Here is an 11,864-nt window from a genome sequence, read left to right as displayed (position 1 = left end):
GCCATCGTCAGGCACGAGGCCACTGCCTGGCCGTCAACATACACGGTGCAGGCACCGCACTGACCGTGATCACACCCTTTCTTCGCTCCGGTCAGATGCAGCCGTTCGCGCAGAACGTCGAGAAGCGAGCTGCGCGGGTCGATGTCGATCTGGACATCCGCCCCATTCACCTGAAAGCCAAGGGCAAGCGAGGCCCCCGTCGCCGAAGCGACCGGCGCAGTTTGCGCCTTGGCTGGACTACCGGTTAGCGGAGGCACGACCGCCAGTCCCGCCACTGCTGCACCGGCACCAAGGGCTGTGCGGCGGTTCATCCGGAGACATTCGTTCCGGTTCCGGAGAGCGGCATCGGTTTTCCCAGCATTGGGTGCATCGCTGTTGTGCATGGGTAAGTCCTCACTTCTGTTTTGCCAGTTTGAAGTCTCACTGGTTCGTGCGAGCGCGAGCCGTTCATATGACCTTCAGCGCAATGGCGCTTCGCGCGGCATCAAGGATTGTCGCTTCCGCTGTGCGGGGTTGCCAGCCCAGCAACCTTTCCGCTTTTTCTGCCGAAAACACATGTCGTCGGCCGAGCAGCGGCACCACGAAGCGCACCGGCCGGTCGAACACAGCAACCATCCTGAGAACCAGGTCAGGAAGCGACCTGGTTGGTACGCTGTGCGCTGCCGTTCCCAGGTTCGCACGCAAGGTCTGGGCGATTTCGGCCATCCACTTCCAGTCGCTTGCCGCGATAAATCTCTCGTCGGCAGCGTTGGGATTTTCCATGGCCAGAATATGCAGTTCCACCACGTCCCGTACGTCGACAACGCAGAACCCCAAATGCGGTGTCGCGGGTGGTTTCCCACTCAACAGGCGCTTCATGAGCGTCAGTGAATGATCATAGTCTGCGCTGAACACTGGACCCATGATCGCTGCCGGAAGAATCGTCGTCAGCGTCGTTTGCCCCGTTTGCGTGGCCATGAAGTCCCAGGCAGCCTTCTCCGCCAAAGTCTTGGCGACGCGATATGGTCCGAGGTGACGGTCATGAACATCCGTCCAGCGGCTCTCATCGTAGACGCCATCCGGGGCAATCATCGACGGTCGGCAGGCTTCGATCGCAGAGGTCATCACAACCCGGCGGACCTTGGCGCGACAGGCGGCTTGCAGCACGCGCAGTGCGCCATCCCGGGTCGGCACGATCAGTGCACCAGGATCTCGTGGGGCAGAGACGCCGACGGGTGCTGCAACGTGCAACACTGCATCGCACCCCTCGACAGCCGCATCCCATCCTTCATCGCTTGTAAGATCGGCATGAGTTATGGACAGCCGGTCGCCTGCATCGACCTGGGTCGAAATCTGAGCGCGGAGCCAGTCTTCCTTGTAGGCGCTGCGGATGGTGGCTCTGACGTGGTAGCCGCGTTTCAGAAGTTCGACGATTGCCCAGCCGCCTACAAAGCCGGTTCCGCCGGTCACGAGAATGGTATTCATCATCTGCTGCGCTCCTGACGCCGTCGGCGTCGATCTGCTAGAGGCTTTCGGTCGTTTTCCGAATTTGAAGTCTCACTGGTTTATGCGAGCGCGCGCCGTTGCCTGTGCCTCTCGGATTAGTCCCTGATACTGGGCGTCTTTGCCGGGATACCAAGGCATCCGCCCGACATCGGCAAAACCGGGGATCGTCTCCATGTGCTGCACCATGCGCTGACGCATCGGCTCGTCCGGCAAGGGCCCGTACATGGCTTGGACATTGTCTTCGGCATGGTCCGGATTGGATGTGGCACACAGCACTGACGTGACCGCCGGGTGCGCCATGACCCACTTGAGGAAAAACTGCGCCCAAGTGGCGGCTTCGAATTCCCGGGCGAAGTCCGGCAACGCGTGCCTTTCGACGACTTTCATGAGCCGCGCCTTTTCGAGCGGCAGATTGATCAGCACGCCGACCCCTTGGTCGGCAGCGACGCGCAGCAGGCGCTCCTCGGCGCTGCGGTTGAAGATCGAATAGTTCGTTTGAATGAAATCGATGCCGCCGCGCTCGACGATGTCGGTAAGTTGGTCCTGCGCATCGGTTTCATGATGGGTCACACCGACGTAGCGAATGCGATCTTCCTGTTTCCACGCCTGCATCAAGGGGATGACCACCGAGGCGTTGACTATGCTGTGGCACTGCATGAGGTCGAAAGTGTCGCGCCAGATGCGCAGCCTCGATTCCTGGAAGCTTGCCTCGGCATGGCTTTCGTCGCCGAGATACTCGCCGGTCGACCAGATTTTGTTGGCGATGAAAACCTCCGATGCCTCCGGCATGCCAGCAAGGAACGCGCCGACGGAGGATTCAGCCGATCCATAGAGGGGTGAGGTGTCGACGACCCGACCACCACCCGCAACATAGCGCCGAAACACCTCGGCCATGTTCTGCCGATCATCGCCCGGTTGCGCATCGAAGGTCAGGAAAGTGCCGAGGCCTAGGGTGGTGAGAGTTTGTTCCGTTCTCGGAATCATGCGCGTTCGCGCAGATGTCGTCGGCACGCTTGGCTGGCTTTGGGCGTGGGCCGCCCCGGAAAGGAAGGGTGTTGACGCCAGAATGGCTGCTCCGGTGCCCAGAGCACCGATAAAGCCGCGTCGGCTGACGCCAGAGTCTTGCTGCTCGCTCATTGAATAGTCTCCTTTTTCATGACTTGCGTCTGCCGACGCCGCTGGTCGCTGCGATCCCGCAGGCGGAGCCGGTGACGCGCGCTGTCTGGTTCGTGGGCTTACCGATGGGTCAGACCACGAAATCGAAGCGCCCGAACTGACCATCGTCCGCTTGGTCGATTGTCATCAGCAGCGTCTCCTCGAAGAGCCAGTCATTTGCATTGGCGGGCTCGCCCGGAAAGAAGAGCTGCGTCGTCAGGACTTCCCCACCCGGTCGTTGCACCCTGAAGTGGAAGTGCAGCGTGCGCCCGGGATAGAGCGCCGGGACGACGGTGTTGAACCACCAGCGCCCTTCGGCGTCGGCAAATTGATGTCCGCGGAAGCGAAAGCCTTGTTGATCGTACTCGCCGGTATCATCGGCGTGCCATATTTCAACGAGGCTTTGCTGCTGCGGACGGCAACGATCGTCAAACACGTAGCCCGCGATGGTGATGCGCGGAGCTTGGGGCGCGTCCAGATAGAGATCGTGCTTCAACGGTGAATCCGGCCGGTAGAACGGACCCGCGCCACGGGACAGCGTCGGTTCATCGCCATCCATGCAGGCACGCGTCAGAGGCAGCACCGGCGCCTCTTGCCCGAAAGCAATCGCTCCGGCCAGCGGCACAAGCGGCGTGGCCAGAAAACCCGACAGTAGTGCACGTCTTGGTATCGTCATTTCCGGCCCCCCACCAATATCAGCTCAAAACTGCCAGGAGACGGGAACCCAGGCATAGCCGATGTCCGTCTTCAGCATCCGGCCAAGACCCGGGAACGGGAAATGGAAGCCGAGAACGAGCATCCGGTCTGCCGCCGCCATGTCGAAGATTCGGCGGCGCGAGGCGAGTGCCGTGTCTTTGTCGCGGTCCGGCCCGGGCAGCCATGGCCGGTCGACATTGACGAGCGGGTGGTAGGCGAGATCGGCTGTCAGCAGAAGCTGGTCACTCCCGGACTGGACGAGGAAGTTTGCCATGCCGGGGGTGTGGCCAATTGCTGGCAGCGTTGTCAGCCCCGGCACGATCTCGGCACCCGCGTCGTAAAGCTCGATCCCGGCCGTGACGGGCTCGACGCTCCGCTTGATGGCGGCGGCGAAGTTACGGCGGAAGTCCTCGGGCACCGGCATGTAGGACAGATCCGGCTCGTTGGTGACAAAGAAGTCCCAGTCGGCACGCGGCGCAAAGACGGTCGCCCGCGGAAACGCCTTGCCCCCGTCTGCGGTTCGCAGGTTGCCGACATGGTCCGGATGCGTGTGCGAGACGACCACAACGTCGATATCCTCGGGCGTGAGGCCGATGGCAGCGAGGTTCTCGAAGATGCGCCCGCCGTTTGGCCCCATGGTCTGGCTGGCTCCGGCCTCAAGGAGAATCCGCTGGCCATTCATCTCGATCAGAAGCGTGTTGAGGTTCAGCGTCATGCGATCGGTCGGCAGGAAGGCGCGCGTCAGAACCTCCTGCAGTTCTGCCTCCGGCGCGTCGCTGGCGTAGACCTGCGGCGCGCCGCCAATCAGCCCGTCGCTCAGCACGGTTGCCACAATGTCGTCGCCGACAGCAAAGCGGTAGTGGCCGGCATTTCCAAGCGGGGCCAGCGGCGCAGGAGCGGGGGCCGTCTGTGCCAAGGCCGCGCCGGTCGGCAAGATCAACCCCGCTGCTGCTGTTGCGGCCGTCAGGATGATCTTCCTGCGATTCAACGTGATTCCGGTCATTTTCTCATCCCATCCAAAACTGGTTGAAGGCAACAACGAGACGGTTCATTCGGTTTCCTTTCTGGAGCGACAAGGTACTGAAACACTACCCTTCCCGCGTCAGGGCCGCGTTCCCCGGATTGCTGTCAGCGGCACAGTCTTGCGCATCTTTCTCCTGCGTTTCGTGAGGCGGCGATCGTGCGGGGGGTCATCTTTTTCATCCCATCCGAAAGCGTCTCACGATTTGTGCTTTGAAGATGACACGGGTCGGGCGCGCGGATAAGCTGATCAAATCTGATCAACTTGATAAGCACAGCTTCGCAATGCCACCCCACCGCCTTGACAGCCTGGAGATACTTGAGGACGTCGTGAAATACGGAGGCTTCAGGGCCGCCGCGCTGCACAGAGGCGTGTCATCGTCAGCCATCAGCCAGTCGATAAGCGTGCTGGAGGAGGCCTTGGGCATCCGGCTACTCAACCGCACGACACGCAGCGTCGCACTGACTGAAGCAGGCGAACGGCTTCTCGAGCGGCTAAGGCCCGCCCTTCACGACATCAGAACAGCAATCGACGATCTCAACCAGTTGCGAGAGCGCCCGTCCGGCACCGTGCGGATCAATGCGCCAGGTCCGGCCGCAGACCATATTCTGTGCCCTTTGGCCTTTGAATTCATGAAGGTCTATCCCGACGTCAATGTCGAGATCATCAGCGATGCTGCAATCATCGACATCGTCGAGCAGGGTTTCGACGCAGGCGTGCGCTTCGGAAAGCAAATTGCCCAAGACATGATTGCCATGCCCTTGGGCAGTTCCTTGCGATATGCAATCGTGGCATCACCTGATTATCTGCGCCAAAATGGTCGACCAGAGTCCCCGCAGGATCTTTTGCAACACGACTGCATCCGCCGCCGCTTTCCGGGTGGGACCATGGCGACATGGACCTTCGAGAAGAACGGCGACGAGGTGGAAATCACGCCGAGAGGTCGTCTGACACTCAGTTCAGCACATCAGGAACGTCAGGCAGCGCTAGCGGGATCGGGGATCGCTCACGTGTTTGAGGATTATGTCCGCGAAGACATCGAACGGGGCACCGTTGTCGAATTGCTTCGCGACTGGAAGAAGAAGCTGCCGAGTTGGTATCTCTATTATCCAAATCGGCGGCATACCAGCGCGGCCATGCGGGTCTTCCTCGACTACATCCGCAAAGGCGGAAAGCCGCAGCTTCAAGGCTCATGAGCCGGCGAAGTTCCGTTCGCAACCGTACCGCGCGCTCAGCCCGGCAGTGTGAAGATGATCGCGCCCCTTACACATCTACGCAACGGCGCGCAGAGGATCGCGGACTGCCCGCCGATAATCCGACGGGTTCATGCTCCGATGCTTGGTGAAGACCCGGGCGAGCGCCTGGTTGGACGAGTAGCCGACCTCCAGGGCAATCTCCGTGATCGGAAGGTCGGTCGTTTCGAGCAGTTCGCAGGCTTTTTCTACCCGCAGCCGCATCAGGTAGACCCGTGGCGGCACGCCAAGGCTTTGCTTAAACATGCGGGCAAAATGAAACGCTGAAAGCTGCGCCTCGGCCGCCAGTTCGTCGAGGCTGATATCGTCCGAAAGCCGCGCCCGCAGCAGTTCCAGGCAGCGCCGCTCAGCCCAGGGGGCAAGGCCGCCCTTTGCCGGCGTAAATGGCGTCCCGCCCAAACGGCACAGTTCGGCCAGGATCTCGCAACCTGCGGCCCGCGCCAGTAGACGCGATGGCGCGCCCTCGTCATCGTACAACGACCATAGAGTCCGGAAGGCCGATCGAAGTGCTGGCGAGTCGAACATCTGACCGTAGACACAGGAGCTGTCGAACGAGAAGCTCCCGTCAGAGGCTTCGTCAAGGACGGCATGCCATTGCGCCTTGGAGAAAGCCAAGCTTTGCAACTGATGGCTCTCTTCCCAAACGGCCCATGGCGCGAAGCCCGGCGCGCCGAGGTAAAAGTTGCCTTTTCGACTGATCACGTCGATGGGTCCCCGTCCGAGGTCGCCTCTGTTACGACTCCCTCCAAGCATATCCTGAAACAGGACGATATCCGGCATCGCCGGGCGGGAAATTTCCCCGGCCGGGACCACAAAATCAAGCAGATCAAGGACTGCACCCGGGGACTTCCTCGCTCGCACGTAGGACGCCTGACGGCCTTCGCGGGACCACTGGGCGAAAGACGCATAGGCTGGCGGTGTCATTGTTGCATCTCCACTTGGATTGCCGCATCTGGTAATTCGCAAATTCGCACCCTGAACCAAGCCAGAGCTTGGTCCTGGCCGTCTCGTCAGGGGGCGGTGCCATTTGCGCGGATGGCTTCGCCTTAAGAAACACGGCCTTACGGCCACTCGATCAAAGCCCCGTTTCGAATTGTGCTGAACAAAGATTAGGTACCGCGAACGAAGTTGATTCGACAGTTGTATCGTAACACATTTCTGTGTATCGTTGCAACTAGCGCTCCCCGAGAGGAAAGTGGAACCCCTCGGGACCGCCGGATGTGTAGCCTGTCGTCCAAGGACAGGCACCGCTGTCAGGCGTGTTTCTGACTGAAGACCTGTTGGGGATGAAAGGGTGGAACCGATGTGGATTGGCAGTAAGGTGGGCGGAATGGACAAAAAGCAACAGACCAGAACCAGGGCGCAGTGATTGGAACCACGTAACAAGAAGCCGACGCTGAAGACCATCGCGACCGCGTTGGGCTTGGGCGTCACAACCGTCTCGCGCGCCCTTCGTGACGATGACAAGATCGCGGCCAAGACGCGTAAGTCCGTCAAGGACATGGCGCTCAAGCTTGCCTACCATCCCAGCCGGGCGGGCCTGCGGCTGCGGACCGGAAAGACCAACGTCCTCAGCCTCGTCCTGGATACCGAAGAGCAGTTCGGCAACTCCCTGTCGCAGATTATCTTCGGGATCACCGAGGGGCTTGAGGGCACGCCCTATCAGCTGATTGTCACGCCCTATTCGAAGCATGCCGATCCGCTCGCGCCAATCAGGTACCTGGTCGAGTCAGAGGCCGTGGACGGGATCATCATCTCCCGGATCGAGCCCGAGGACATGCGGGTAAAGTACATGATCGAGCAAGGCATGCCCTTCGTGACCCATGGCCGGACGCATATGGATGTCGAACATCCCTACTTCGATTTCGACAACCAGGCCTACGCCAAGATTGCAGTTGACTGCCTCGCCAGCCTGGGGCGCAAGCGTCTGTCGCTGATCGCCCCGCCCGCAGGCCCGAGCTTTCAACACCACGCGAGGCAGGGCTTCGAGGCGGCGATGGCCGCGCACGGGCTGGAGGAAGTGCCGTTCCGCGGCATCTCGAACGACAGCTCGATCGAGGAGATCAGGCTCGCCGTCAGGGACCTGATGCAGCAAAGCCCCGCGCCGGACGGGCTGGTCAACAGCTCCGGCGGGGTCAGCGGCACGGGCGGTGCGATCCTGGCGATCCAGGCCGGCCTGAAGGATGTCGGAGCCGTCATTGGCGGCGATGTCGACATCGTCACCAAGCAGCTTTTCGCAAACCTTCCCGTATTCGGCGACGCGTTTTACGTAGTTCACGAGGACATCCGGGCAACCGGCCGAGGCTTGGCCAAGGCGTTGGTCGGGTCGATCGAGGGACGGCCCGCCTCGGAACTGCAGACCCTGATCGTTCCGACAAAGGTGGTGCTGCAGACGACGGCCGACGGAGGCACCTCTGGATTTATGCACCCATTGCCCCCTGACTTTGAGGTAAGGAGGTGACACTTCCGTCACCGACCGATGCCGGTCCTCATTGCCGACTTCTAAGACGCCAAGCTGGCACCTTGCGAGGTGGCCTCGGCGAGCGGCAAGGTTGCCGCCCGCCAGACCCAAAGGCCGCCTCACGCTGCTGTGATGATTTGTACTTGTTTTCAACCTTCCCCTGTGGTCGCACCTCTGCCCCAAGCGCAGTCACGGCTTCATCCCATGCTGCACTTTCAAGACTAAGTACAGTCTTCAGGTACGCGGTGGTCAGCCGCTGGACGGCAGCAACGCGATCCGGGTTTTCGTCGGTCGTTTCTCTCGCCTCGTAGTTGGCGATGCCGCCCAGCGAGTGTTCGCCCCCGAAGACCGTGAACAGAGATTTGCTGTCAGGGCTCAGGTCATAGGCCTCGCGCCACCAGTCCGGTCCCCTTACCGTCATCGCGCCATGGTCGTTATCGCCCGCAACCACCAGCGTCGGCGTGGTCATTCCAGAGAACTCCGGCTGCATGAACGGAAAGTTCTCGGCGGCGAAGGCACTCAGATTCTTGCCGCCAGTCCCTGGCACAGCGAACAGGACACCGGCCTTGACCCTGCGGTCCGCGATATCCACAACCGAGCCGTCGCGCGGATCGGGATGTGTTGCGCCGAGAAGCATGCTTGCGGTCTGCGCGCCCCAAGAATGCCCGGCAACGGCTATACGGCCCACATCCAGGCGGCCCCTTATCGCCGGAACCTGTTCCTCGATCATGGCAAGACTGTCGAGGATCTGTACCAGATCAGCTTCCCTGAACCGCCAGAAGTCCGGCCGGCGAGGATCGTCCTTGGCCAGACCCAGCATCCGTGAGTCGAGATGCGTCGGCTGGAGGACGGCAAAGCCCTGTGCCGCCCAATGGTGGACCAGCGGATCGTAGCCGTGAAGCGACTGGCCGTTGCCATGCGAAAACAGGATGATGGGCAGGTCACTGCCGGTGGCGGGTGCGGAAACACGCAACTGCAGGTCTTGGCCGCGCGCGGGGGCCGCCAGGGTCAGTGGCGCCAAGGATAGCACAGGCGACGGAGCCGTCGCGGTGTGATCCGCTGTGATGCTGTGCTGATAGGTCATGTATGACTCTCCATTTTGTCGGGTGGAAAACCTTCGGTCGTTGCCCTATCTTGTAAAACGGAACGGCGATCCGAAATTAACCGGATCAATGATCCGCTTTCGCCCATATATGGAACGATGCTCCGTATATCAAGTGGACAGTGAACAATTGGGGAGACCCACCTTTGGGCAAAGCTCGACCACCTCAAGTCATTGAAGCGCTGGATGGCGAGACCAAGTCGGCGCCGCGAAAGGTGCGCGCAGATGCCCGCCGCAACGAAGACACAGTTCTTGAAGCAGCAAAGTCAGTGTTCGTTACCTCCGGCGTCGACGCCCCGGTGCGGGAAATCGCGGCCCGCGCGGGGGTCGGTATCGGCACGCTCTATCGCCGGTTCCCGAAGCGGTCCGATCTGGTCGCGGCGGTGTTCCGCCGCGAAGTGGACGACTGCGTTGCCGAAGCCACGGCGTTCGCAGCCGAGAAGCCACCCGGCGAGGCGCTGGCCGCCTGGCTTCACCGCTACGCGGCGTTTCTGGCAACAAAGCGGGGACTTGCCGCCGCCCTTCATTCGGGCGACCCCGCATTCGACGCCCTGCCCGCCTATTTCCGGGCCAGTTTCGAGCCCGCCCTCGGATCGCTGCTTGCCGCGGCACGGGCCGCAGACAACATCCGCGCAGACGTCGAGCCCTATGATCTGCTCCGGGCTATCGGAAACTTGTCGGTTCCCGCAGATGCGGAAGGCGCTGCGCATACCAAGCGCATGGTTGACCTGCTGATCAATGGACTGAGGTTTGGCGCGATTTAGGCACCCCAACTTCAGATGCGGCCCAACGCGGTCATTCGACCATGACCGGTCGCCGTGCTGCAACATACAGCTACCGGTCGTTCGCGAATGGCGTCATGCCGCATCGCAGCTTGCCCGAACCCGCCCTTCACACCTCTGCGTGTCCGCTCCGGCTTCCTTGTCTGCTCCTCTGGATAGGATAGAAATCGGGGTACAATTTGGTGGCGGAGTGGCTTAAGACAGCTGATGGCAAGTCAAGCGAAAGGGCAGTCGCTCCAAAGGCTCGGATCGCTTCCCGCAACCGGATGCCGGGACTGAACAGCTAGAACTTCGCCTGCAGATTCAGGAACAGGCCTTCGTCATCCAGTGTAGTGTCCCGCAGGTCGTCAGAGAACGACCCGAAGTTGTAACCGAGCCCCAGCTTCGCGTTGTCGCCGAAGCTTCGGTACACGGTCAGAAGCGTGCCGAAGTCCCGTGTGTCCTGATCGACCTGCACCAGCATCCGTGCTTCGCCCGAAATCTCCCAGCGCTGCTCGATGGCGTAGGTTGCCCGTAGCGCCACAAGTCCAGCGTCATTGGACGTGAAGTCATCCGAGCCGCGCGCTGCGGTTTCCCCCACGCGATAGGCAAGCTTGCCGCCAAGCTCCCAAGTCTCGTCGATCTCGTAGATCGCATCGACGCTCAGAATGTGGCTGCGCTGCTTGTCGCCATTGATCGTACCGTCCGAGCTGACCTGATCAGACCCCGGAAGATCGTCAAGGAACGTATAGCGCGCCAGCACGTTCAGTCGGTCGTTGGCGATGGGGCGGTAGGCATAGCCGAGGTTAAGCTCGACATAGCGCCCGTTCAGGAAATCGGTCTGGTCGCTGTCCGACACGAGCGCATCGACGCTGGCAATGAAGCGCCAGTCCGGGCTGACCTGGTTGCTGTACTTGGCAACCAGCGCCCAGGTTTCGCGATCAAGCACTGTCGATGCTTCCTGCTCATCGATCCGGTATTCCAACCGCGCGCCGCCGGTGATGCCGTCGCCGTTGTCGTACTTCATACCGAAGCCAAAAGCCCGGCGGTCGATATCGCCGTCGTTGGCATCGCGCACGCGGCCGATCTCGATGTCGGCCGAGTAGTCCCAGACGGCCGAAGGCGTGTAGGTGACGCCGTAGGCCCGCGTCGTTTCGCGGCGGGATCCGAAGAGGTCGTAGTTTTCTTCGGCATAGTAGCTCACACCTTCCGACACGCTCCGTTCCGCCCCGATGATCAGCGTGCCTTCATGGTCGCCATTCAAGGTGGTTCCGGTGACGTCGCGGTTCGGGTCGAGTTCGTAGCCAAGGTAGTAGCGGTCGCTCTCGTTCGGGCGCAGATCGAGGAGCACCCTCGCACCAAGGCCGCCGCTGCCGCCAGACGCCTCGGCCTCGGCACTCAGCGTATCGGTCAGGTTGAACGTGCCACCGACGCCAAGCCGGTTGTTCTTGCGGATGCCGCCATCGCGGTCCACCGTGCCTTGGCCGAAGACATAGACTTCCTGGTCCGCCCCAAGATCGCGCGTCAGCCGGAAGCCGACATCCGTGCGCTCGCCGGTATCATCCGTATCGCCGATCTGCACCTCGTCCAGCACCTTCACCCCGAAGGCCAGCGTGGTCACAGGGTTGATATCGTATTCAAGCTCGACCTCGGCCTGACGGCGTTCGTTGCCGTTGTCGCTGTCGAAGTCCTCGAAGGCGGCGCGGAAACCAAGCCGCTCGCTAACGCGGACATCCGCCGCCAGGCCCCAGACCGTCTGATCGGCAGTGATGTCGTCGGAAAGGGTCGAGAACCCGGCGTCCTTCTGTTCGAAATAGGCGCTGATGCTGCCGTCGCCGCCCTTGACCACGTCGCCAAGATCAAGCGTTCCCGCCACCCGGACAGCCTGGCCGCGCGTCGTGGCGCCAGCGTCGCCGATATTGACGTAAGT

General features: G+C 61.5%; 10 protein-coding genes and 1 pseudogene. 3 read left to right on the top strand and 8 right to left on the bottom strand.

Features of this window, described 5'->3' with window-relative positions; translation table 11 throughout:
* From ACRCSW_RS01620 to ACRCSW_RS01600, 5 genes are all read right to left on the bottom strand, one after another.
* Positions 1-311, bottom strand: a 311-nt coding sequence (locus ACRCSW_RS01620) for a (2Fe-2S)-binding protein (RefSeq protein WP_438702254.1), incomplete at its 3' end; no start/stop codon positions are given.
* A 136-nt stretch (positions 312-447) separates the two neighbouring features.
* A complete protein-coding gene (locus ACRCSW_RS01615; RefSeq protein ID WP_438702253.1) occupies positions 448-1,467 on the bottom strand; it encodes an NAD-dependent epimerase/dehydratase family protein in 1,020 nt (339 codons plus the stop codon).
* Positions 1,468-1,536: 69 nt separating this feature from the next.
* A complete protein-coding gene (locus ACRCSW_RS01610) occupies positions 1,537-2,622 on the bottom strand; it encodes an aldo/keto reductase (protein ID WP_438702252.1) in 1,086 nt (361 codons plus the stop codon).
* A gap of 109 nt (positions 2,623-2,731) precedes the next feature.
* On the bottom strand, positions 2,732-3,316 hold the full coding sequence (locus tag ACRCSW_RS01605) for a dioxygenase family protein (protein ID WP_438702251.1): 585 nt from the start codon (positions 3,314-3,316) through the stop codon (positions 2,732-2,734).
* A 24-nt stretch (positions 3,317-3,340) separates the two neighbouring features.
* Positions 3,341-4,339: an MBL fold metallo-hydrolase gene (locus ACRCSW_RS01600; protein ID WP_438702250.1), complete on the bottom strand. Its 999-nt coding sequence runs from the start codon at positions 4,337-4,339 to the stop codon at positions 3,341-3,343.
* 236 nt (positions 4,340-4,575) lie between these two features.
* On the opposite strand from ACRCSW_RS01600, the gene ACRCSW_RS01595 reads away from it, so the two are divergent.
* Positions 4,576-5,553 (top strand): LysR family transcriptional regulator, encoded by a 978-nt coding sequence (locus ACRCSW_RS01595; RefSeq protein ID WP_438702249.1) that lies wholly within the window; start codon positions 4,576-4,578, stop codon positions 5,551-5,553.
* 75 nt (positions 5,554-5,628) lie between these two features.
* Here the strand turns inward: ACRCSW_RS01595 and ACRCSW_RS01590 are convergent, their stop codons facing one another.
* Positions 5,629-6,534 carry a helix-turn-helix domain-containing protein gene (locus ACRCSW_RS01590; protein WP_438702248.1) on the bottom strand — a complete coding sequence of 302 codons (906 nt, stop codon included), beginning with the start codon at positions 6,532-6,534 and terminating at the stop codon, positions 5,629-5,631.
* A gap of 445 nt (positions 6,535-6,979) precedes the next feature.
* On the opposite strand from ACRCSW_RS01590, the gene ACRCSW_RS01585 reads away from it, so the two are divergent.
* On the top strand, positions 6,980-8,071 hold the full coding sequence (locus ACRCSW_RS01585) for a LacI family transcriptional regulator (RefSeq protein WP_438702247.1): 1,092 nt from the start codon (positions 6,980-6,982) through the stop codon (positions 8,069-8,071).
* A 28-nt stretch (positions 8,072-8,099) separates the two neighbouring features.
* On the opposite strand, the gene ACRCSW_RS01580 is transcribed toward ACRCSW_RS01585, so the two are convergent.
* On the bottom strand, positions 8,100-9,155 hold the full coding sequence (locus ACRCSW_RS01580; RefSeq protein ID WP_438702246.1) for an alpha/beta hydrolase family protein: 1,056 nt from the start codon (positions 9,153-9,155) through the stop codon (positions 8,100-8,102).
* 140 nt (positions 9,156-9,295) lie between these two features.
* Between ACRCSW_RS01580 and ACRCSW_RS01575 the strand changes: the two genes are divergently transcribed.
* Entirely contained in the window at positions 9,296-9,937 is a 642-nt protein-coding gene (locus ACRCSW_RS01575; RefSeq protein ID WP_438702245.1) for a TetR/AcrR family transcriptional regulator, read from the top strand.
* Between the two features lie 301 nt (positions 9,938-10,238).
* Here ACRCSW_RS01575 and ACRCSW_RS01570 read toward each other — a convergent pair.
* Positions 10,239-11,864, bottom strand: a pseudogene (locus ACRCSW_RS01570) (hypothetical protein); the annotation flags it as partial.

The organism is Tabrizicola sp. (genome assembly GCF_051645465.1).
Lineage (GTDB): Bacteria > Pseudomonadota > Alphaproteobacteria > Rhodobacterales > Rhodobacteraceae > Tabrizicola.
The sequence above is the reverse complement of the archived record's forward strand: the minus strand, read 5'-3'. Positions and strand labels throughout refer to the sequence as shown.